This is a genomic window from Nocardia crassostreae (genome assembly GCF_001613405.1).
Classification (GTDB): domain Bacteria; phylum Actinomycetota; class Actinomycetes; order Mycobacteriales; family Mycobacteriaceae; genus Nocardia; species Nocardia crassostreae.
The window spans coordinates 81,474-103,489 of record NZ_BDCH01000036.1; the positions used below are offsets into that span (position 1 = coordinate 81,474).

At 67.1% G+C, this 22,016-nt stretch carries 22 protein-coding genes; 8 read left to right on the forward strand and 14 right to left on the reverse strand.

What is annotated here, in order from left to right; genetic code table 11:
- Window positions 1-5: 5 nt before the first annotated feature.
- The 3 genes from NC4_RS32790 to NC4_RS32800 are packed head-to-tail and all read right to left on the reverse strand — an operon-like array spanning window position 6 to window position 2,536.
- Window positions 6-821: a TrmH family RNA methyltransferase gene (locus NC4_RS32790; protein WP_067546362.1), complete on the reverse strand. Its 816-nt coding sequence runs from the start codon at window positions 819-821 to the stop codon at window positions 6-8.
- Between the two features lie 12 nt (window positions 822-833).
- Complete coding sequence (gene miaA / locus NC4_RS32795) at window positions 834-1,754, reverse strand: tRNA (adenosine(37)-N6)-dimethylallyltransferase MiaA (protein ID WP_245722098.1); 921 nt, start codon at window positions 1,752-1,754, stop codon at window positions 834-836.
- Complete coding sequence (locus NC4_RS32800) at window positions 1,751-2,536, reverse strand: class III extradiol ring-cleavage dioxygenase family protein (protein WP_067546369.1); 786 nt, start codon at window positions 2,534-2,536, stop codon at window positions 1,751-1,753. The genes miaA and NC4_RS32800 overlap by 4 nt, the downstream gene beginning before the upstream one ends.
- Window positions 2,537-2,710: 174 nt before the next feature.
- Here NC4_RS32800 and NC4_RS32805 point away from each other — a divergent pair, with 174 nt between their 5' ends.
- Both NC4_RS32805 and NC4_RS32810 read left to right on the forward strand, forming a co-directional pair.
- On the forward strand, window positions 2,711-4,135 hold the full coding sequence (locus tag NC4_RS32805) for a DUF349 domain-containing protein (protein ID WP_067546372.1): 1,425 nt from the start codon (window positions 2,711-2,713) through the stop codon (window positions 4,133-4,135).
- Window positions 4,136-4,735: 600 nt separating this feature from the next.
- On the forward strand, window positions 4,736-5,521 hold the full coding sequence (locus tag NC4_RS32810; protein ID WP_084529996.1) for a phosphatase: 786 nt from the start codon (window positions 4,736-4,738) through the stop codon (window positions 5,519-5,521).
- A 61-nt stretch (window positions 5,522-5,582) separates the two neighbouring features.
- Here NC4_RS32810 and NC4_RS32815 read toward each other — a convergent pair whose 3' ends face one another.
- Both NC4_RS32815 and miaB read right to left on the reverse strand, forming a co-directional pair.
- Window positions 5,583-6,164: an Rv2732c family membrane protein gene (locus NC4_RS32815; protein WP_067546620.1), complete on the reverse strand. Its 582-nt coding sequence runs from the start codon at window positions 6,162-6,164 to the stop codon at window positions 5,583-5,585.
- Window positions 6,165-6,647: 483 nt separating this feature from the next.
- Entirely contained in the window at window positions 6,648-8,177 is a 1,530-nt protein-coding gene (gene miaB / locus NC4_RS32825) for a tRNA (N6-isopentenyl adenosine(37)-C2)-methylthiotransferase MiaB (RefSeq protein WP_157555379.1), read from the reverse strand.
- Window positions 8,178-8,457: 280 nt separating this feature from the next.
- On the opposite strand from miaB, the gene NC4_RS32830 reads away from it, so the two are divergent.
- The 5 genes from NC4_RS32830 to NC4_RS32850 all read left to right on the forward strand — a co-directional run bounded on the left by NC4_RS32830 (window position 8,458) and on the right by NC4_RS32850 (window position 12,164).
- Window positions 8,458-9,186, forward strand: a complete 729-nt coding sequence (locus NC4_RS32830; RefSeq protein WP_157555380.1) for an amino acid ABC transporter ATP-binding protein — start codon at window positions 8,458-8,460, stop codon at window positions 9,184-9,186.
- 31 nt (window positions 9,187-9,217) lie between these two features.
- Window positions 9,218-10,051 carry a glutamate ABC transporter substrate-binding protein gene (locus NC4_RS32835; protein ID WP_067546383.1) on the forward strand — a complete coding sequence of 278 codons (834 nt, stop codon included), beginning with the start codon at window positions 9,218-9,220 and terminating at the stop codon, window positions 10,049-10,051.
- A 95-nt stretch (window positions 10,052-10,146) separates the two neighbouring features.
- Window positions 10,147-10,827, forward strand: coding sequence for an amino acid ABC transporter permease (locus NC4_RS32840; protein WP_067546385.1), 681 nt, complete (start codon window positions 10,147-10,149; stop codon window positions 10,825-10,827).
- Window positions 10,824-11,726, forward strand: coding sequence for an amino acid ABC transporter permease (locus tag NC4_RS32845; protein ID WP_067546388.1), 903 nt, complete (start codon window positions 10,824-10,826; stop codon window positions 11,724-11,726). Before NC4_RS32840 ends, NC4_RS32845 begins: the two co-directional genes overlap by 4 nt.
- A 156-nt stretch (window positions 11,727-11,882) precedes the next feature.
- Complete coding sequence (locus tag NC4_RS32850; RefSeq protein WP_067546392.1) at window positions 11,883-12,164, forward strand: hypothetical protein; 282 nt, start codon at window positions 11,883-11,885, stop codon at window positions 12,162-12,164.
- A gap of 214 nt (window positions 12,165-12,378) precedes the next feature.
- On the opposite strand, the gene NC4_RS32855 is transcribed toward NC4_RS32850, so the two are convergent.
- The 6 genes from NC4_RS32855 to NC4_RS32885 all read right to left on the reverse strand — a co-directional run bounded on the left by NC4_RS32855 (window position 12,379) and on the right by NC4_RS32885 (window position 18,429).
- On the reverse strand, window positions 12,379-12,681 hold the full coding sequence (locus tag NC4_RS32855) for a DUF6342 family protein (RefSeq protein WP_067546396.1): 303 nt from the start codon (window positions 12,679-12,681) through the stop codon (window positions 12,379-12,381).
- 229 nt (window positions 12,682-12,910) lie between these two features.
- Window positions 12,911-13,540 carry a hypothetical protein gene (locus NC4_RS32860; protein ID WP_157555368.1) on the reverse strand — a complete coding sequence of 210 codons (630 nt, stop codon included), beginning with the start codon at window positions 13,538-13,540 and terminating at the stop codon, window positions 12,911-12,913.
- Between the two features lie 59 nt (window positions 13,541-13,599).
- On the reverse strand, window positions 13,600-14,823 hold the full coding sequence (locus NC4_RS32865; RefSeq protein WP_067546401.1) for a cytochrome P450 family protein: 1,224 nt from the start codon (window positions 14,821-14,823) through the stop codon (window positions 13,600-13,602).
- A gap of 155 nt (window positions 14,824-14,978) precedes the next feature.
- Window positions 14,979-15,617 (reverse strand): recombination regulator RecX, encoded by a 639-nt coding sequence (recX, locus tag NC4_RS43535; RefSeq protein WP_439957579.1) that lies wholly within the window; start codon window positions 15,615-15,617, stop codon window positions 14,979-14,981.
- 591 nt (window positions 15,618-16,208) lie between these two features.
- Window positions 16,209-17,246, reverse strand: a complete 1,038-nt coding sequence (gene recA, locus NC4_RS32880; protein ID WP_067546410.1) for a recombinase RecA — start codon at window positions 17,244-17,246, stop codon at window positions 16,209-16,211.
- 160 nt (window positions 17,247-17,406) lie between these two features.
- A complete protein-coding gene (locus NC4_RS32885) occupies window positions 17,407-18,429 on the reverse strand; it encodes an Lrp/AsnC family transcriptional regulator (RefSeq protein WP_067546413.1) in 1,023 nt (340 codons plus the stop codon).
- Window positions 18,430-18,559: 130 nt separating this feature from the next.
- Here NC4_RS32885 and NC4_RS32890 point away from each other — a divergent pair, with 130 nt between their 5' ends.
- Window positions 18,560-19,939, forward strand: coding sequence for an MFS transporter (locus tag NC4_RS32890; protein WP_245722099.1), 1,380 nt, complete (start codon window positions 18,560-18,562; stop codon window positions 19,937-19,939).
- Window positions 19,940-20,092: 153 nt separating this feature from the next.
- Here the strand turns inward: NC4_RS32890 and NC4_RS32895 are convergent, their stop codons facing one another.
- The 3 genes from NC4_RS32895 to NC4_RS32905 all read right to left on the reverse strand — a co-directional run bounded on the left by NC4_RS32895 (window position 20,093) and on the right by NC4_RS32905 (window position 21,971).
- Entirely contained in the window at window positions 20,093-20,545 is a 453-nt protein-coding gene (locus NC4_RS32895; protein ID WP_067546420.1) for a nuclear transport factor 2 family protein, read from the reverse strand.
- Between the two features lie 11 nt (window positions 20,546-20,556).
- Complete coding sequence (locus NC4_RS32900) at window positions 20,557-21,441, reverse strand: pyridoxamine 5'-phosphate oxidase family protein (RefSeq protein ID WP_067546626.1); 885 nt, start codon at window positions 21,439-21,441, stop codon at window positions 20,557-20,559.
- Between the two features lie 77 nt (window positions 21,442-21,518).
- Window positions 21,519-21,971, reverse strand: a complete 453-nt coding sequence (locus tag NC4_RS32905) for a VOC family protein (RefSeq protein ID WP_067546423.1) — start codon at window positions 21,969-21,971, stop codon at window positions 21,519-21,521.
- Window positions 21,972-22,016: the final 45 nt, after the last annotated feature.

Consider the following 22,016-nt stretch of genomic DNA (forward strand, 5'->3'; position numbering starts at 1 on the left):
AGTCATCACCGTATCGTCCGGCGCTGCCGGGAGATCTCGTAGAGTGCCACCGCCGCCGCGGACGGCGCGCCCAGGGTGCCGTCGGTCGGGATGCACACCAGCTCGTCGCACACCTGCCGCCAGCTGCTGGCGAGGGTTTCGCTGTCCTCGCCGAGGACCAGGACGGTGGCGCCGCCGAATTCGAAATCGTCGAGGGCAATGCCGCCGTGGTCGTCGCTGCCGACGAGACGAGTGTCGATGCCGCGGGCGCGCTGACGGTCCCGGAACGCGCTCACCTGCGCCGGACCGGAGGCGCGCAGAATGGGGACGGCGAACAGCGCGCCGTCGGAGACGCGGACGCACTGCGGGTCGTAGTGGTCGGCGCCCGCGCCGGTGATGATCACCCCGCTCGCGCCGAAGGCGACCGCGGAGCGGATGAGCGCGCCGAGTCCCGCGGCCGAGGCGGGGCGGTCGATCACCACGACGGTGGGCGGCTCCTCCGGGGTGCCGGGGGCGAAGTCGTCGAGTTCCCGGCGCTGCGCGATGGCCACCGCCACCAGCTCCGGCACCGATTCGGACGGCTCGGCGAGTTCGGTCATGACCTCGGGCACCAGTCCGACGCTCGGCACGCCCCCGGCGGCGAGGATCTCCCGCGCCCAGGCGGACGGTTCGGGCGCGCCCAACCGGTAGACGAGGGTCTCCAGCGGCCACCGGTACTCCAACGCCCGGGTGATCGGCCGCATGCCGTGCACCAGGAAGCGCTGGTCGCGAAGACGTTTGGCGCGGCTGTTCAGATACGCCTGCCAGACCTGGACCGAATCGGTGTTCGCGCGGCGTGCCACTGAGCGGGTGTCCTATTCATCCCTCGTCGTCGAGGAGCCGATGAGCGCCAGCGCCGTCGCCAACAATTCGGGATCGGCGCCGTCCACCCATCGCACCCGTTGATCCCGGCGGAACCACGAGCGCTGTCGTCGAACATAGCGCCGGGTGCCGATGAAGGTGCGCTCCTGTGCTTCCTTCAGGTCGTATTCGTTGTCGAGATAGGCGAGGACTTGTGCGTATCCGATGGCGCGGCGGGCGGTTTGGCCTTCGCGCAGGCCCTGCTCGAGGAGTGTGCGGACCTCATCGAGCAGGCCGGATTCGAACATTGTCGCGGTGCGCAGTTCGATGCGGGCATCGAGTTCGGCGGTTTCGCGGTCGACGCCGATGATCGTTGTGCCCCAGCGGGGTTCACCGATCTGCGGGGCCGACGCCGCGAAAGGCTGGCCGGTCAGTTCGACCACTTCCAGCGCGCGGACCATGCGGCGGCCGTCGGTGGGGAGGATGGTGGCGGCGGCGACCGGATCTGCTTGCTTCAGCGCCTCGTGGACGATGACGACGCCGCGTTCGTCGAGCAGTGCCTCCCATTTGGCGCGGATCTCCGGATCGGTGGCGGGGAAGTCCCAATCATCGAGCAGCGCTTGCACATACATCATGGAGCCGCCGACGATGACCGGCGTGCGGCCGCGCGCCATGATCGCCTCCACATCGGCGCGGGCGGCGGTCTGATAGGCGGCGACGGTGGCGGTTTCGGTGACATCGAGGACATCGAGCTGATGATGCGGAATGCCGCGGCGTTCGGGCAGCGGGAGTTTCGCGGTGCCGATGTCCATACCGCGATACAGCTGCATGGCATCGATATTCACGATCTCGCCGTGCAGGCGTTCGGCCAGATCCAGGGCCAGATCCGACTTTCCGGTGGCGGTGGGGCCGACCACCGCGACGGGGGTGATCACGCCGCGCCTCCCGGACGCCACACGCTCACGTGGTAGCCGACGCCGAACGGGGCTGCGGCGTAGAGGGTTTCGACCTGGGGGTCGGCGGCGTCGGCCTGGAACAGCCCGGCCAGCACCTGATGGGCGGGGCGGCCCGCGACATCCAGTTCGGCGCACAGCCGCGGGTCCAGGGCCGCGAGGGCCTGCCGGTCCCCCGCGCTCAGCGCGCGATCGATCTCGGCCTGCACGCCCTCGGCGCGTTCGTCGAAATAGCGCGGCGCCTTGAGCGAGAGGGTCGCCGCGCCGTCGCCGACCACCAGCACGCCGGACGGCTCGGTCTCGGCATCGAGCTCGCTACGCAGCCGCGCGCCGAAGGCCAGGCAGTCGGCGGGTGCGGTCGCACCGTCGAGGAGACGGGCCTCGGCCACAGCAGCCGGGGCGACCTGCTCGCGCAACCAGCCAGCGATCAATACCGGCAGCGGCAGCGCCGGATCGGCGGGCGCGTCGGCCTCGGCCACGGCAGTGACCGAATTGTTGCTATCGCCGCCAAATTGGAATGTTCCGGACAAACCAACTCGCACATCGGCGCCGTATCCCCGGAATGTGCCCACCGCATTCACGCCGATCACGCGCTCGGTTTCGCCCGCGCCGACCACGATCCACCTGGTCGCGCGCCCCGCGAGCGCTGCCGCGGCCCGCAGTGCGGCCGCCCGCAGCCGGGTCACCTCGGCGTCGCCCGTCCCGCCCCCGAGTTCGGGTACCAGCACGGGTGGTGAGGGGACCAGCGACGCAACACAGAACACGCCGTCAACCGTAGCGCTAACGCACCTCACCAGCCCCACCCCGCCCGAACACCGCGCCGCCGAGGTGGGCTCAAAGACAGCATTTCCCATCTCAGCCTGGTTGAATGGGATGAGCTAGGCAGATGAGCTAGGGCGTAACCAGGCAGCCGTGACGCGCGGCAGGGACGAGGAGCAATGACCGACAACAGCGGAAACGAGAAGGCTACCCACCCGGAGTCGGCCCCGACGCCGCAGCCCGGCGCAGCCAAGCGCCCCTCCCCGGCAGCCGCCGCCAGCCCCCGCCCGGGCGCCCCGGGTCCCAAACCGGAGTCTCCGAAACCACATGCCGTCAAGCCCACTCCCGGCCCGGCGACCCCGCATCCGCATCCGGTCGTGGTCCCGACCGTGATCGACCCCAGCCAGTGGGGACGGGTCGACGAGGACGGCACCGCCTGGGTCAAGACCACCGACGGCGAACGCGTCATCGGCTCTTGGCAGGCCGGTGACACCGCCGAGGGCCTGGCCCACTTCGGCCGCCGCTTCGACGATCTGGCCACCGAGGTCGCCCTGCTCGAAGCCCGCCTCGCCGCGGGCACCGACGCCCGCAAGACCAAGGCCGCCGCCACCGCGCTTGCCGAAACATTGCCGACCGCCGCCGTCATCGGCGATATCGACGGTCTGTCGCAGCGTCTGCAGGCCATCATCGAACACTCCGACGAGGCGGCCGCGCACGCCAAAGAGGAGAAGGAGCGCACGCGGCACGAGCAAACCGAGCGCAAAGAAGCGTTGGCCACCGAAGCCGAGCAGATCGCCGCCGAATCCACCCAGTGGAAGGTCGCCGGAGATCGCCTGCGCGAAATCCTCGACGAGTGGAAGACCATTCGCGGCGTGGACCGCAAGGTCGACGACGCGCTCTGGCGCCGCTTCTCCAAGGCCCGCGAAGCCTTCAACCGCCGCCGCGGCGCCCACTTCGCCGAACTCGACCGCGAGCGCGCCGCCGCGAAGACCCGCAAGGAAGAACTCTGCGTCCGCGCCGAGGACCTTTCCGGCTCCACCGACTGGTCTGGCACCGCAGCCGTCTTCCGCGACCTCCTCGCCGAATGGAAGGCCGCGGGCCGCGCGCCCCGCGAGGCCGATGAGCAACTCTGGAAGCGCTTCAAAGCGGCCCAGGACATCTTCTTCGCTGCCCGCAACACCCACGCCTCCGAACGCGACGCCGAATTCGAGCACAACGCCGCCGCCAAGGAAGAACTACTCGCGCATTACGAACACATCGATACGGAATCGGGCCTGGACGCCGCCCGCGCTGCGCTGCGCGATCTTCAGGAAAAGTGGGACGCCATCGGCAAGGTTCCCCGGGAACGCATCCACGACTTGGAAGCCCGTTTGCGCGCGGTGGAAAAGCGCGTTCGCGATGCCGTGGATGCTCAGTGGCGGCGTACCGATCCGGAGGCCATGGCCCGCGCCGCCCAGTTCCGGGAACGCGTGGCGCAATTCGAGGAGCAGGCTGCCAAGGCCGAGGCTGCGGGTAAGAAACGCGATGCCGAGAAGGCTCGTGAGCAGGCCAAGCAGTGGCGTGAGTGGGCCGATGCCGCAGAAGGTGCGGTCAGTCAGCGCTGACGCTTGCTGGTTTCGATCCGCGGTCTGTCGGTGCTCCGGTGAGCCTGCATCCAGCCAAGCCGGTCGCTCTTTTCGCGTCCGCAAAACAAACCCAATAGATGGGTCACCTCGCCTGCCGTACCCGGCGTTGGCTCCCCCTTCGGGAGCCGTACCCTCACGCCCCGTACAGGGGGCCTGGCCGTGGTTACGTTCAAAGACAAAACCCCAAAAGACAAAAGCAAAAAGACAAAAGCCCCAAAACCAATCGCCCTCAGGCCGGTTCACACCCTTTCTCGTTGGTTCACACCCCTTGTTGCCGCTAATTTAGGGTGTGAAACCACAACAAGGGGTGTGAACTCGAGCTTTTGATCTTTGTCGTTGGTCTTTGGACGTAACCACAGCCATCCAGCCAGGCTGGGACGGGAGGTGCGGCTCCCAATGGGGGAGCCAAGGTCGGGTACGGCAGGCGACGTGCCCAGCACTGTTGGTCTTGTCTTGCTTTCTCCCGAACCCCGCTGGGACCGGCAGGATTCCACGCGCCCCGGCTACGTAGGCCCCGGGCGACAAGAACGTCTTCGCTGAGGGGGAAGTCCTGCCCTGGCCCGGGTTAACCTCGGCTCCATGGCACCAAATCGGGAACAGCTCGTCGCGCATCTCCTGGCGACGCGCATGGCGGGGCGGGTTGCGACACCGCGCGAGAACAACCTCGAGCACTACGCCCGAATGGCCCGCCGAGATCCGCACTATCAGTTCGGCTTGGATCTCGGCATGTGGACCCCCGACACCGTCCTCGATCTGATGGTTCGCAAAGTAGGCGTGGACCCACGCCTCAACTATCGCCGCGGCGTCGACACCATCGATCCCGAGCTGACGGCCGACGCGCTCGACCGATATGCGGCCCGATTCGCGAAAGCGGTGCAAGCGCGCCAGCGAGTCCTGTTCGCGACCGGCCACCCGCGCACACTGGCGCGGTTGTATCAGCGGTTGGCGGCGGCGCTGATCGAGGCGGGGGGAACAGTTGCCCCCGTCGGTGATGGGCTGGGGTACGACGCCGAGAACCGCTACGGGATGGTGCGCCGGGTGGAAGTCGAGTCCTTCCTGAACGTCGGGATACTCGCCGACGGCGGCGTCCCGATCCACACCCACTCCCCGCGCCCGATCCAGCTGGTCCTGGCAGACCTGACCCGCCGTGGCGAACCCCTGCCCGATCTGGTGGTCGCCGACCGCGGTTGGTGTGGCAGGGCCGCCCAATCCGGTCTGGACGCCATCGGTTTCGCCGACTGCAACGACCCCGCGCTGTTCGCCGGTGAGGACGAGGGCACGGTTGCCGTAGCGGTCCCACTCGACGATGGCATCGACGAGGATCAGTACGACCTACTGGGCGAATACATCCTCGCGCAAGGCTGATCGGAACGACACAGGCCCGGCGGCAACCGCATTCGGTGCCGTCGGGCCTGTTCGCGTGAGACTACTTCTCCCCGAAGAGCTTCCGGTGGTCGTGCTCCTCCGCTTGCGCGGCGGCGATCCGCCGCTGTTCCTCGGCCGCCAGGTGCACAGCGGTCCGGCTCCACACCACGCGCACCCAATGGAACGTCAGCACCATGGCCGCCAGCGTGGCGACAACGAGCCCGATCCCCGGCCCGGCCCCTTCGTAGTTCCCCAGCCCCGGCGTCTGCCGATGCCAAATCGACAGCACCCCGAACACACTCGCGATCGCCGTCCCGGCCACCGCGATCCACGCCAGCACCCACCGCCTAGTCAGCAGCGCCGCCAGCGAGAACCCGATCCCGAACACGGTCACGAACCACACGAACACCCGCGACGGCAGCCCGATGTGCTCCTTGATCGCCGCCGCGTCGTACATCAGCACATCGAACCCGCGCGCCTCCCCCGCATGCGGCAGCACCAGCGACAGCAGCAGCACGAACACCGCCCCCGCCACCACCATGGCCCGCACCCCGGGGTCGATCTCCCCCGCGATCCTGCGCTCCACGGCCTCGAGATCCGCACGGAACTGATCGAAGTCCTGACTGTCCTCCGCCGCCTTCATACTCTCCTCGTTCGCCTCGGGCGCCACATCGGACGCCGAATCGGATTGTGCCGCCGAATCTCCCGGCCCCTCACCAGCCGCGCCGGGGCCACCCGACCGCGCCGCATACTGCGGCTCCGCTGCGTCATCGGCCGCTGTCGCCGAGGTTCCCTGCCGGACTGCGGATTCGCCGTCGTGGTCCGGCTCCCTTGGCTGGTCGGCCGGAACGGAATCGCTGGGTCGAACCACTTCGTCGCCAATCCTGGCCGCAGGGTCGTCGGAACGGTCCGCGTCGTCCGGACCGGTTGGTTGCTGCTCAGTCATGGCGTGTGGTCCTGGGTCGGGCAGGAATCCTGCAGCGGGGCGGGCAATCCCGTGGGCTCCATCTGAAACAGCGTCGACCGGGAACTGGTGGCGGGGGCTACTCGCACGATGCCGCCACCATTTCCCGGTGATCGCCTGTCCAGCTGGAGTCTTTCGATCATGCCTGGGGTGCAGGTCCCATCATGCTCCGCAATCGGAGGCGCAGGCGGAGGACACGGGTTCGGGGGCGGGGGCGCCTATGCGGGGGAGGCCCAGGCCTACGCCGATGGGGGCCGTTTTGGGGGTGATGCCGCGTTCGTGGGCGTCACCGGCGCGGGTGCGGCGGTGGGTGTGGACTGCGCTGTCGGCGATGAGGTGGTGGGGGGCCGCGCCGGTGACCGTGACGGTGACGATGTCGCCGGGGCGGATTTCCGAACCGGGGGCGAGGTCGGCGGGCGGGCGGAAGTGGACCAGGCGGCCGTCGCGGGCGCGGCCGCTCATGCGGGCGGTGGCGGCGTTCTTCTTGCCCGCGCCCTCGGCGACGAGGAGTTCCACCTCGGTGCCGATGAGGGCCTGGTTGCCTTCCAGGGAGACCTGCTCCTGGAGGGCGATCAGCCGGTCGTAGCGTTCCTGCACAACGGCTTTGGGGAGCTGGTCGGGCATGGTCGCGGCGGGGGTGCCGGGGCGGATGGAGTACTGGAAGGTGAAGGCGCTGGTGAATCGGGCCTGGCGGACCACGTCCAGGGTGGCTTGGAAGTCCTCTTCGGTCTCGCCGGGGAAGCCGACGATGATGTCGGTGGTGATGGCCGCGTGCGGCATGGCGGCGCGGACCTTCTCGATGATGCCGAGGAATTTGACGCTGCGGTAGGAGCGGCGCATGGCCTTGAGTACGCGGTCGGAGCCGGACTGCAGCGGCATGTGCAGTTGCGGGCAGACATTGGGGGTCTCGGCCATGGCTTCGATGACGTCATCGGTGAATTCGGCCGGGTGCGGGGAGGTGAAGCGGACGCGCTCGAGGCCCTCGATATGGCCGCAGGCGCGCAGCAGTTTGGCGAAGGCGCCGCGGTCGCGCTCCTCGGTGGGGTCGGCGAAGGAGACGCCGTAGGAGTTGACGTTCTGGCCGAGCAGGGTCACCTCCAGGACGCCCTGGTCGACGAGGGCCTGCACTTCGGCGAGCACATCGCCGGGGCGGCGGTCGACCTCCTTGCCGCGCAGGGCGGGGACGATGCAGAAGGTGCAGGTGTTGTTGCAGCCCACCGAGATCGACACCCACCCGGCGTAGGCGGATTCGCGCTTGGCGGGCAGGGTGGAGGGGAAGGCTTCCAGGGCTTCGATAATCTCGACCTGGGCTTCCTCATTGTGGCGGGCCCGCTCCAGCAGCACCGGCAGCGAGCCGATGTTGTGGGTGCCGAACACGACGTCCACCCAGGGCGCCTTCTTGACGACGGTGTCGCGGTCCTTCTGGGCGAGGCAGCCGCCGACGGCGATCTGCATACCGGGTCGATCCGCCTTGATGGGCGCGAGGTGCCCCAGCGTCCCGTACAGCTTGTTGTCGGCGTTCTCGCGCACCGCGCAGGTATTGAAAACCACGAGGTCAGTGGTGTCGCCGGGAGTGGCCTTGACGTATCCGGCATCCTCGAGCAGGCCCGAGAGGCGTTCGGAATCGTGCACGTTCATCTGGCAGCCGTAGGTGCGGACCTCGTAGGTCCGGGCATCCTGCTCGCCCACCACCGCGTCGCCGACCGCGCTACGTGCTGAAACCTGCCCCAACGAATTCACCCAACCAGGGTAATGGCTGTGCGAGAGTGGTCCTCAACCACCGTCGGTCGTTGCTATCCGGGAGGTGACCTGCGTCTCTCCCATCACTTCCGCGTCAATCCGGGGTTACGGACTAGTGTCGAGTCGCGGCACACTTTCGTTCGACAGGCGAAAGTTGAGCATTTCGGGCATGAGCCCTCTAAGGTCACAGGTCATGACCGACGCTGCCATTCCCACGGACAAGTCCGCGCCGATGATCTCGATGCGGAAAGTGGATAAGCACTTCGGCTCGCTGCACGTTCTGCGTGACATCAATCTCGAAGTGCCCAAGGGGCAGGTCGTGATCGTGGTGGGACCATCCGGATCCGGCAAGTCGACACTGTGCCGCACCATCAATCGACTGGAGACCATCGACTCCGGAGATATCGCCATCGACGGGGTGAAGCTGCCCGATGAGGGCAAGGCCTTGGCCAAGCTGCGCGCCGACGTGGGCATGGTGTTCCAGTCGTTCAATCTGTTCGCGCACAAGACCATCATCGAGAACGTCATGCTGGCGCCGGTGAAGGTGCGCCGCCAGGGCAAGGACGAGGCCCGCAAGCGCGGTATGGAACTGCTCGAGCGGGTCGGCATCGCCAATCAGGCGGACAAGTATCCGGCTCAGTTGTCCGGTGGTCAGCAGCAGCGCGTGGCGATCGCCCGCGCGCTGACCATGAATCCGAAGGTCATGCTGTTCGACGAGCCGACCTCCGCGCTCGACCCGGAAATGGTGTCCGAGGTGCTCGAGGTTATGGTGCAGCTGGCCAAGGACGGGATGACCATGGTCGTGGTCACCCACGAAATGGGCTTCGCGCGCCGCGCCGGTAATCGGGTGCTGTTCATGGCCGACGGCCAGATCGTCGAGGACACCGATCCGGACTCGTTCTTCACCGCACCGAAATCCGATCGCGCCAAGGATTTCCTCGGCAAGATCCTCAGCCACTGACCGTTCGTTTCACGAAAGATAAGGACTCCCGATGAGGTTCAACAAAGCGCTCCGGGTCGCTGTCGGGGCGATCGCCCTGGCGCTGGCCGCCACCGCGTGCGGCGGCGGCAGCGATAAGACCGCGAGCCAGAACGCCGCCGACGGCAAGCTGACCATCGGCATCAAGTTCGACCAGCCCGGCCTCGGGCTGCAGAACAAGGACGGCTCCTACAGCGGTTTCGATGTCGACGTCGCCAAGTACGTCGCCGAGCAGCTGGGCGTGAAGCCGGAGAACATCAAGTTCGTCGAGGCGCCGACCCCGCAGCGCGAGACGCTGATCGAGAACGGGCAGGTCGACTATGTGGTCGGCACCTACTCGATCACCGACAAGCGCAAGGAGAAGGTCGATTTCGCGGGCCCGTACTACATCACGGGTCAGTCGCTGCTGGTGCGCTCGGACAATACCGACATCACCGGCGTGGAATCGCTCAACAGCGGTAAGAAGCTGTGCTCGGTGAAGGGCTCCACCCCGGCGCAGAACATCAAGGACAAGTACGCCAAGGATGTTCAGCTGCAGGAGTACGACACCTACTCGCTGTGCGTGGAGGCGCTGAAGTCCGGTTCGGTGGATGCGCTCACCACCGATGAGACCATCCTGCGTGGTTTCGCGGCGCAGTCGCCGGGCGTGCTGAAGGTGGTCGGCAATACCTTCACCACAGAGAAGTACGGCATCGGTCTGAAGAAGGGCGACAAGGAGTCGCGCGACAAGATCAACGACGCCATCGAGGCCATGATCACCAGCGGCGCCTGGAAGGCCGCGCTGGAGAAGAACTTCGCGGGCACCGGGTTCACCGTCCCGGAAGCCCCGAAGGTTGATCGGTACTGAGTTGACAACGCGGGCCGGACGGTGTCGGCCACGGTGATCCCGTCGGCCACACCGCCCGGCCCGCATGGCATTTCGATCGGAGGGACGCGACTGTCGTGTTCGACTTGATCTCTGAATATGACGACCGGTTGCTCGACGCATTCTGGGTGACCATCCAACTGACGCTGTACTCGGCGTTCTGGGCGTTGATCCTCGGCACGCTGGTCGCGGCCATGCGGGTGTCGCCGGTGCCGGTGGCGCGCTGGCTGGGCACCGCGTATGTCACCGTGTTCCGCAATACCCCGCTCACGCTCATCATCGTGTTCTGTTCGCTGGGCTTGTACTCGACCCTGGGGCTCAAGCTCGCGCCGGAGGGGCCGACCGATATCGCGGACAACAACTTTCGCTGGGCGATTGTCGGATTGAGCATCTACACAGCGGCTTTCGTGTGTGAGTCGCTGCGGTCGGGCATCAATACCGTGCAGCTCGGGCAGTCCGAGGCGGGCCGCTCGCTGGGGCTGACCTTCACCCAGAATCTGCGACTCATCGTGCTGCCGCAGGCTTTCCGGGCGGTCATCGCGCCGCTGGGGTCGGTGTTCATCGCGCTCACCAAGAACTCCACCATCGCCGCCGCCATCGGTGTCGGTGAGGCGGCGCTGCTCATGGCCGAGATGACCGAGAACGAGGCGGCGCTGCTGTCCATCGGCGCCATCTTCGCGCTGGGCTTCGTGGTGCTGACCCTGCCCACCGGTCTGTTCTTCGGCTGGCTGGCCAAACGATACGAGGTGGCACGATGACCGCGGCTTCGGTTCTCTACGACGCGCCGGGGCCTCGGGCGCAACTGCGGTATCGCGCCTACTCGGTGGCGGTGGTCGTGGGGCTCGCGCTGCTGGCCTACTTCGCGTACTCGGGTCTTGCCGACAAGGGACAGTTCTCCGCGGACAAGTGGAAGCCGTTCCTGGAAGCGGAGATCTGGAACACCTACCTGCTGCCGGGTCTGCGCGGCACCGTGGTGGCGGCGGTCATCTCGATCGTGTTCGCGCTGGTGTTCGGCATGATCTTCGGCGTGCTGCGGCTCTCCGATCACGCGTGGGTGCGGCTCGTCGCGGGCACCATCGTGGAGTTCGCGCGCGCCATTCCGGTGCTGATCCTGATGATCTTCCTGTTCGCGGTCTTCTCCGACTACAACGTCTTCCCCTCCACGCAGCTCGCGCTGGCGGCGGTCGTGACCGCGCTGACCATCTACAACGCCTCGGTCATCGCCGAGATCGTCCGCTCCGGCATTCGGTCGCTCCCCAAGGGCCAGACCGAAGCCGCCGTAGCCCTGGGCATGCGCAAGACCCAGGTGATGACCACCATCCTGCTCCCCCAGGCCATCACCGCCATGCTGCCCGCCCTGGTCTCGCAAATGGTCGTGGCCCTGAAGGACTCGGCCCTCGGCTACCAGATCACCTATCTGGAGATCGTCCGCTCCGGTCAGCGCCTCGGCGCCGCCGAGCAGAACATCATCCCCGCCCTGCTGGTGATCGCGATCATCATGATCGCCCTCAACTACGCCCTCACCGTCTTCGCCACCTGGCTGGAGAAGCGGCTCCGCACCCGCAAACGCGGCAGCCGCGCCGTGCTGGGCGCCGACGCCACCATCACCCCACCGGGCATGGACATCGTCCTGACCGGAGACGACACCAAGAAATAACCGGCCACAGCCGGAATGCCTTGCGGGCGCGGAGCGCAGAGCTCCGCGCCCGCAGTGCTGTCCACACCTTCCGGAGCAGCCCGTTTCCGGTTACCGGTTGGGGCCAATGTCGGTAGACGGCGGACACGAAGAGATCGGGCTCGCATACTGGGATTCATGAGCGGGGATGCCGGTGACCGGAAACGATTCGTCATTGGGCTGTTCGCGGTCACGGTCGTCACGCCGGTGCTGGCCGGGCTCACAGCGTTCATCGGGGCGCTGGGGGTGGTGTGGATGATCGAGGCGCGCAAGCGGCTCGGGGAGCCGGGCGAACGGCGTGGCGGAGGCGCGGTGCGCGATCCGCTGCCGCGGCTGGCGGCGCAGCGCCCGCCGCGGCGGGGTGAGAACCGTGGCCCCAGCCGACCGGGCAATCGGCGCTCAGGCCGAATCATGCACTGAGGGTGGGCGTTCGGTTCGTGCTAACCTCGATCGCGGTACCCGGTGCGAAGGTCGCGGATACTTCCTTTCTTTGCAGCCCGAAGGTGGGGGCCAACCCCTCCTCCCCCGCGGAAACGCGGGGGTATTGCTGGACAAGATGTCGAGCGCTGGACGTGTCTCCGCAACCGAACTCGATCTCGGGTACCACCGAGCGCTCGATCCCCGGATCGGTTGACTACCGATACTTCAGATCCTGCACGGATTCGATCAGGCGGCCCACGATCTGCAGATTCCCGTCCGAGTCCAGAATCGCGATGATCTTCTTCTGACTACCGTGATGCGTCGTGAAGAAGATCTTGTCGGCTTCCTGACTGGTGCTGTAGTTCGTGTTCACCGAGAGTTCGATACTGACCGGCGAACTGATCAGCACGTCCTTCTTCGGCGAATCCGGATAAACCTGATTCGTCCGGAGCTTGATACGCCCATGCGTATCGCCCTCATCCCAATCGGTGGCCAGCCCAAGATCCACGTCAGCCATGATGATTCACTCCCTGTATCGCTAGCCGGATTTCACGCTCCTCCGAACAGCAGTGAAGCATCAGCGATCCACGATTGCCGGAGCATGCAGGTGAATTACATTGCGCCGCAATCACACTATAGCTTTCGCAACCTGCCGACCGATGTGAATTCAACGCCGAAATCCACGAAATACACTGTTCAGCAGTCGATCTCGATACGGATATACAGACCGGTCGCATTCTGCCGGGCTACGTCCACCCGTAGGCGTCATAGGCCTGCGCGAGGGATTCGGCCCACGGTGTCGCATGATCCCGCTCGAATGCGCGAAGCAGGCGCTGCCGCACCGCATCTCGGCCCAACCATGCGATGAGCGTGGCGGGCAGCGCGGGCGCCGCGAAGCTTTGATTCACCAGCGCGGCAAGATGGCGGTCCGCTGGTTGATTCTCCGTTGCTTCCCACACGGCGAGGAATCTGCCGGGTTCGATGTTCGCCACCACGACCGCCGCGAGAAACTCGGCCGGATCCGCCAGCGATCCGAGCCGTGCGGGGAACTCGGCGAGTAGCGAGTTCCACACCGCGTCGAGGTAGTCCTCGATTGCACGCTGCTCGGCGGGTGGCCAGGTGCGCCATTGCGCACGGGGCAGCTTGCCCAGCACGATGGTCGCGTCCAGCTCGTTCGACGTGGTCAGTCTTTCGAGCAGTAGCGGGAGCAGGGCTTTCAAGTCGGTGCGGTCGCCGACGGTATTGCCGAGTTTGATGCTGAGCCAGAAGAGGTCGTGGTCGGCTACTCGAATGGGCGGACCGCAGTGCGGGCAGCGGTCGAGCACCGGGCGGCGCGAATGCCGCGGTGAGAACGCGTAGCGCCGCTGCGATCGCATCTGACACGTCGCCATTCTGGCAGCCCGGTTCGGGTGCGTCGAAATCGTTGGGGCGCGGCTCAGCCGTGGGGGCGGACGGGGAGTTCGGACATGCCTCGGATGAGGAGGCTGTTTTGCCAGGCGGGTTCGAAGGTGGTGTCGGACAGGGTTAGGCAGGGGAAGCCGGAGAGGAGGGATTTGAAGGCTATGTCGGCTTCCAGGCGGGCCAAGGGGGCGCCTACGCAGAAGTGGATGCCGTGGCCGAAGGCCAGGTGGCCGGTGGCGTTCGCGGTGACGTCGAGGGTGGCGGTGCTGGGGAAGCGGGCGGGGTCTCGGTTGGCGGCGGAGAGGGCTACGTAGACGAATTCGCCTGAGGGGATGTCGGTTCCGGCGATGTGGACGGGCTCGTGGGTGTAGCGGAGGGTGGTCCAGCCTACGGGGCCGTCGTGGCGGAGGAATTCTTCGATCGCGGCGGGGACGGCGGATGGGTCGGCGCGGAGGGCATCCCATTGGGGTCTGTCGCGGAGGAGGGCGTGGGTGCCGTTGCCGATCAGGTTCACCGTGGTTTCGTGGCCTGCTACCAGGAGCAGGAAGGCCATGGCTACCAGTTCCTGCTCGTCGAGGCGGTCGCCGTCGGGGGTGGGCTGGACCAGTTCGGAGAGGAGGTCTTCGCCGGGGTGGGCGCGTTTGGCGACCATGAGTTTTCCGAGGTAGTCGGACATGCCCAGGGTGGCGGCGGCGCGTTCGTCGATGGTGCCGCCGGAGCTGACCAGGATTCTGGTCCATTCCTGGAAGTCGGCGCGTTCGCCGAAGGGGACGCCCAGGAGTTCGCAGATGACGGTGACCGGGAGGGGGTTGGCGAAGACCTGCATGAAGTCGACTTCGTCGTGGGTGGCCATGTCGTCGAGGAGGGTGGTGGTGATCTCCTCGATGCGGGGACGCAGGGTGGCTACGCGGCGGGGCAGGAAGGCGCGGGAGACCAGTTTGCGCAGGCGGGTGTGCTCGGGCGGATCACTGTTGAGCATGTGGGCGGCGAGGGTTTGGGCGTTCGAATCCGACAGGGTGTGAACGTTTCTCTGGCGGAAGAGTTCGTACAGGTCGGCGGCGTTCTTGCGCAGGCGCGGGTCGGACAGCGCGGCCCTGCCCTCGGCGTAGCCGACGATCACCCAGACCTGGGACCCGCTGATGAGCTGGACGCGATGCACCGGGCCGCGCTCGCGCCAGCGGTCGTAGTACCGGTGCGGATCGGTATAGAAGTCCTCGTCCAGTACTTCGATCGGTCCCGCGATATCGCTCTCGACCATGCCGTCTCTCCCTCCGGCCACCGCGGCCGCTCCAACAGCTCGGATCGCACAGGCTGTGCTGCAGACCACGCTACCGAAACTGTTGGCATGCCGCCGTTTTCGCAGCTGGCACACCGAAGGCGGCGAAAACCCGGACCGGGAGCCGACTTACTCGTTCAGTCGAGTTCTGACGAGTCGAAATCCTGCCCCGCATCGGCGAGTTCGGCCTTGACGACCGAGTAGGCGGTGGAGGAGTTGTATCCACGACGAGCCAGCATCCCGACCAAGCGCCGAATCGTCTTCTCCCGGTCCAACTCCCGAGGCATCGACCGGAGCTTGCGACGAACCAGCTCGGTCGCACGAGACTGCTCGTCATCAGCGGTAATAGCGGACAACGCTTCCTCGGAGTCCTCCTGCGCAACCCCCTTGCGCCGCAACTCCTGCGCGAGCGCCTTCTTCCCCTTGCCGGAGTAGGTATGCCGCGAATGCACCCACTGTTGAGCGAAGGCAGCGTCATCGATGAGCCCCGCCTCGCTCAACCGATCCAGCGCCCGATACGCCACCTCCGGCGTAAAACCCCTGGTAGCAAGTCGATCCGCGAGCTCGGACCGACTACGGGCACGATCGCCCAACAAGCGAAGACAAACCTCCTTGGCCTGCGCCTCGGCACCACCGGTCTCCGCATCACCGAACTGCGCCGTCCGAGCCGCCCGCGAACGCTCCGTACGCTCGGCCCGCCGCCGAGCGGCCCGCTCGGCCCGCGTTTCACGGCCGCGCGACGATGATTGTCCTGCTTCATCGCCACTGTCACCCAGGGACTCGTCATTACAGTCGTCAGCGGGGAGGCGTTCGCCTTCGCCGGGGTCAGCGGGCGCTTCCTCTCGCCACTGCCCCGGCGATCGGCGTCGCCCGTGGGGCGAACGTTGGTGGGTGCGGTCGGGTTTCGGAGTTGGGTTGCCGTGGGTGAAGTCCTCGGCGGATGTTGCGCCGGGTGCGGGCTCGCTGTCATGGTCGGCGGCGGGGCCGGATCGGCGACGGCCGGGGGGCCGCTGGTCGTCGGAATCATGACCAGCCGACTCGCGGTTAGCGAACTCGTAGTCGGTCGGGTCGTACTTGGCGGACTCGTGGCCTGCGTCGTCGCCTTCCGGCGCGTAGCCCGGCTGGCCGTGGTCGGCGGGACCCGGGGTGGCGGGTGACCACGCGGAGGTGGACTCGAGGTCGCCGGTGTCCCAAGACGAGTCGGTGGTGTCCCAGGAATCGCGGGCGCGGGTGGGGCGGGGGCGTTTGGTGCGGCGGGATTCGAGGGCTTCGAGTTCGCGGCGGAGGCGTTCTACCGCGTCGAGGCGGGGGCCGGTGGGCCCCGGCGAATGTGGCCGGGGCCCGGGGGTTTCCCGATCGGGCATGGATTAGAAGTCGGCCGGGGCCTCGTCGGTGGCGGTGATGTCGGCGCCGATGCCCAGCTTTTCCTTGATCTTCTTCTCGATCTCGTCGCGGACGTCGGTGTTCTCGAGGAGGAACTTGCGGGCGTTCTCCTTGCCCTGGCCGAGCTGATCGCCCTCGTAAGTGTACCAGGAACCGGACTTGCGGATGAAGCCCTGCTCGACACCCATATCGATGATGGAGCCCTCCTTGGAGATGCCGACGCCGTAGAGGATGTCGAACTCGGCCTGCTTGAACGGCGGGCTGACCTTGTTCTTGACGACCTTCACGCGGGTGCGGTTGCCGACCGCATCGGAACCGTCCTTGAGGGTCTCGATGCGGCGGACGTCCAAACGGACGGAGGCGTAGAACTTGAGCGCCTTACCACCGGTGGTGGTTTCGGGAGAACCGAACATGACGCCGATCTTCTCGCGCAGCTGGTTGATGAAGATGGCGGTGGTGCCGGAGTTGTTGAGCGCGCTGGTCATCTTGCGCAGGGCCTGGCTCATGAGGCGGGCCTGCAGACCGACGTGACTGTCACCCATCTCGCCCTCGATCTCGGCGCGCGGCACCAGGGCGGCCACGGAGTCGATGACGATAATGTCGATGGCGCCGGAACGCACCAGCATATCGGCGATTTCGAGCGCCTGCTCACCGGTGTCGGGCTGGGATACAAGCAGTGCGTCGGTGTCGACACCGAGCTTGCGGGCGTAATCGGGATCCAGCGCGTGCTCGGCGTCGATGAAGGCGGCGACGCCACCGGCGGCCTGCGCATTGGCGACCGCGTGCAGGGCGACGGTGGTCTTACCCGAGGATTCCGGACCGTAGATCTCGACGACGCGGCCACGCGGCAGACCGCCGATGCCGAGCGCGACGTCCAAAGAAATGGAGCCGGTCGGAATCACCGAGATCGGCTGCCGAGCCTCCTCGCCCAGGCGCATGACCGCGCCCTTGCCGAAGCTCTTCTCGACCTGGGCCAACGCCAGCTCGAGCGCCTTGTCGCGGTCAAAAGCCTGTGGTGCCATCGTCTGATCCCCTTCTGATGGGTGTGTCTCGTTCTGTGGTTGGCGCCCACGTTAGAGGGCAGCACCGACAAGTTCCGACGACAGCTTAAACGAACACGTGTTCGAGGTAAACACCACGCCCCGCGACACGCCAGCGAAGTTTTCGACGAGATTTCCGGGGTCAGCGCCCGACCGCGATCCGGTCGGCGTCCACCAGGGTCTGCGACTGCTTGAAGATGCGCAGCGCGGTCGTCACCTCGATATCGACAATGCCCGGCAGCGCCCCGATACCGGTGGTGATGTAGCGATAGAGGTGCGCGGTATCGCCGCACACCACCGAGATCACCAGATTCGCCGTCCCTGTGGTCGCCGCCGCGAAGGCGACCTCGGGATGCCCGGCGACGGCGGTCCCGACCGCCTCCAGATCCGCGGGGCGCACCCGCAGCCACAGCATGGCGCGCACCGTGTAACCCATTCGCTCCAAAGCGAAGTCGAGATCGAAGTACAGCACGCCCGAGGCGACCAGTTCGGTCATGCGCCGCGCCACCCGGGCGGCGCTCCAGCCGGTGACCGCGGCCAGCTGCGCGTACGGCGCCCGCCCGTCGCGCGCCAGAATCGCCAGCATTGCCTCGTCGTCGCGCGAGAGCGCCACCGGCGCGGACGGCCCGGACGGCTCCCACGGGGCCGGGCGCGGGCCCAGTTCCCGCAACTGCTGCGCGGAGAGCAGATACCCCCACCGCGGCCACTCCTCCTCGAAAGGGAACTGCCGCAACACCTCGTGCGCCCGCACCCCCAGCACCTGACTCGCGCGCGGAATCAACCGCAGCAGCAGTTCATCCCGGCGCTCCACCGAGCGCGGCCGGGCCACACAGCTCACCTCCGAACCGGTGGACAGCAGTGACACCCAGCTCAAATCCGGTATGCGCGCAAGAGATTCGGCCAGGGCGAGCGCGCGGCTGGGCGTCACGTTCATGCGCAGCAGCCAGCGCGCGTGCCCGAGCGGCATCACGTTCACCTGCCCGGACACGTGAATGATGCCGCGCTGCCGCAGCGACCGGTAGCGCCGCGCCACCGTCTGCTCGGAGACGCCGAGAATGCCGCCGAGCCGGGAGAAGGGGATGCGCGCGTCCGCGATCAGCGCGTGGACGATTTGCTTGTCGAGAACATCCAGGATGGAGGAATCATCCGGTCTACCGGATTCCATAGGAGGATTCTACCGAGAATCCTTGCCTGGCTATGAGGAAATCCATACCCGCACAACTCTTGAAGGAGCAATCGTTCAACCCCTTCCGGAGGTTTCCATGCGGAGATGGCTTCCCTTACTTGCGGCGTGCATGGGCACGTTCATGCTGCTCGTCGACGCCAATATCGTCACGGTGGCGCTGCCCGAGATCGCCACGGATCTCGACACCGGCCTGTCCGGCCTGCAATGGGTGATGGACGGCTACGCGCTCGCGCTGGCAGCGCTGCTGCTCGTGACGGGCGCACTCGCCGACCGGGTGGGCGCGAAACCCGTTTACCTCACCGGGCTGGCCGTGTTCGCGGTCGCATCGCTGGCCTGCGCTCTCGCCGGTTCCGGGCCGATGCTGGTCGCGGCCCGGGTGCTCCAGGGCATCGGCGGCGCGGCGATGTTCGCGACCACGCTGTCGTTGCTGCACGCCACCTACACCGGCCGCGACCGTGGCGTCGCCTTCGGGGCGTGGGGCGCGATGGCGGGCGCGGCTTCCGGTCTCGGCACGGTGCTGGGCGGCGTGCTCACCGAATGGTTGTCGTGGCCATGGATCTTCCTGGTCAATCTGCCCATCGCGGCAGTGGCGATCGTCCTGTCCGCCAAGGTCTTTCCGCGTTCGCCGCGGCATCCGGAGCACGCGGTCGACGTGCCGGGCATGGCGGCCTTCGCGGTGGCCGCGACCACCATCGTGTTCGGCATCATTCGCGCCGGTGAGCACGGTTGGGGCGACGGGCAGGCCGGGGCCGCGCTCGGTATCGGCGCGGCAGCGCTGCTTGGCTTCGGATATATCGAATCGCGTTCCGCCGCACCGATGTTCCCACTGGCGCTGCTGCGCAACCGGACCTTCGCGGCCACCCTGCTCGGCGCGTCCGGGCAGATGTTCGCCGCATTCGCGTCCGCACCGCTGCTCGCGCTGTGGCTGCAGCAGCAGTTGCGGCTGTCCCCGCTGCACTCTGGACTGGCCATGCTGCCGATGGCCGTGGTCGCATTCCTGGTGGCCGGGGTCTTCGGGCGCCGGTTGCACGGTCTGGCTCCCCGGTGGACGATCGGCGCCGGACTGATCGTCATCGACGTCGGCAGTGGGCTATTGCTGCTCATCGACGCCGGATCATCTTGGACCGCAATGGCTCCAGCCTTCGTGGTGATCGGCATCGGGGTCGGCGTCAACTCCCCCGCATTGGTGTCGGTGGGTATGGCGGCGGTGCCGCCGCACCAGAGCGCGACGGCCGCCGGAGCGGTGAACACGGCCCGCCAACTGGGCATGGCCCTGGGAATCGCGGTGCTCGGCACCGTTTTCGGAATGGCGACCGATGATGCCGCGGGCATGACCCCGGCGGAGTTCGTCGACGGATTGCGTGCGGCCTGCGCGGTGGCGAGCGCGGTCGGCATCACGTTCGGGCTGGCGGCATTCGTCCTGTTCCAGCGGGCCCGGCAGGCGACCACACCGCCGAACCCGCAAGCCGTTCTGGTTCCGGCCGACTAAGCCCTGCACTCCGATACGCCGGTGCCGACCCACCCCGCGCAGCTGGGTCGGCACCGGCTCCTCGCCGAGCGCACGCAGGCTCCTCGCCGAGCGCACACCACGCGCCTCGATCCGGCAGGCTTGGCGCTATGCGGGCGCCCAGCGGGGGCATCCTCACTCGATCGGCAGTGCGGCGTTCTCTTCCTCGGCCGTGCGCGGCCCGAAGATGCGGCGGGCGGATTCGGCGATGGGCACGTCGTTGATGCTGGCTTCGCGGCGGGACATGAGGCCCTCGGGGGAGAATTCCCAGAGTTCGTTGCCGTAGCTGCGGTACCACTGGCCGTTCTCGTCGTGCCATTCGTATTGGAAGCGCACGGCAATGCGGTTCTCGCGGAAGGCCCAGAGTTCCTTGCGCAGGGCGTAGCCGTTCTCGGTGGCCCACTTGCGCTTCAGGAAGTCGACGATTTCGGCGCGGCCGGTGAGGAATTCGTCGCGGTTGCGCCAGATGGAGTCCTCGGTGTAGGCGTTGGCTACGGTTTCGGGGTCGCGGGTGTTCCAGGCGTTTTCGGCGGCGCGGACCTTGGCCAGGGCGGAATTCAGGTCGAAGGGCGGCAGTGGGGGGCGCATGACGAGTCCTTTCAGGGGTTGACGGGTGAGAGTTCGGGGTCGCTCCAGCGCAGGGGGGTGCCGGAGATTTCGACCACCTCGGTGAGGGTGAAGTCGATGGAGCATTGTGCGCCTGGAGTGAACGTGGCTTCGTCCCAGGTTATTTCGGCGGTGCCGGTGAGTTGCAGGGTCGCGCCGGTACGCCAGTCGAGGACCAGCAGACCGCAGCGGGGACCGGCGGCGATATTGCCCAGCGTCATGAACATGGAGTTGCCGCGGTAGTCGGGCCAGCGCAGCCTGGTCGGCGAAAGTACCTGCAGAAACCCCGGATTACCGCCGCGATGAGAGGCATCGGCATTGCCGTCGCGATCGGCGGAGGCGATGAAGAACGTGTCCGCGACCGAAAGCGCCTGCTGCTGCGCCGGATCCAGCTCAGTGGCCCGCAGGACCGTCACCGCACCGCCCTCCGACCAGCTCTCGATGCCACGGCGCGAGATGTACTTCGGGCAGTTGGAATACACCTGATCGGTCGTGACGCGCAGGCCCGCCGCCGTGGGTTCGGCGACCCCGTTGACCCGCATCCGCCTGCGCCGCTGCGGTTGCAGCGCAATCATGCCGATATGCCGTGTGGTGCGCAACGATTCGGCCAGCGGATCACCGGGCACCGGCAGCGCGTCCACCACGATGGTGCGCGCGCCGGCGGCGCGGGCGAACCCGGCCGGGCCGACGAGCTGGCTCGCCCACAATCGCCCGGCGTCATCGGCGGCCGCCACCACAACCGTCGGCTGGGCGGCCAGGAATTCCGCCGCGGCGGCCGGAATGTCAGCGCGGATCATGCGCCCGACGCGCTGTGCGATATCGGCCTGGCCCATGCGCTCCTGCACGGCCAGTTCACCGGGATGGTAGACGACTGTCATGGTGTGCTCCTGTCGGCTCACCGCCTGAGGCGACGGCCCTCTGACTGCGAATTACGGTGCGGCCGAATACTTCCGGCTCAGAAGAAGCCGCAGGTGGGCGCGGCCCCGCTCGGTGCGGGCGCGGCCTCGGCCCCGGCGGGCGCGTACACCTCGAGACGAATGCCGTCCGGATCGGTGAAGAAGATGCCGCCCGAGGCCGCGCCTTCACCGTGCGCGACGACGCCGTCGTGGGCGAAGGCCACATTCAGTTCCTTCAGCACCGATTCCACCGCCCGCACCTCGTCCATGCTGTCGACCTGGAAGGAGAGGTGATGCAGTCCGGGGGTTTTCACATCGAACTGCCCGTCGCTCTGCTGCCACAAAGTGACCTGCAGCTTGCCGTCCGCGCCGAGGAAGGCGAAGCGCCGCTCCCCTTCCCCGCCGGCGCCGAGCGTTTCGAATCCGAGAGCGCGCCGATAGAAGTCCACCGACCGATCCAGATCGGTGACGTTCAGCCCGATGTGGCCGGTGGCGAGCGCAGGTGCAGTCATGGTGACCCCTCTGGAAGATTTAACCGTTGCAGTTTGTTTGACAGG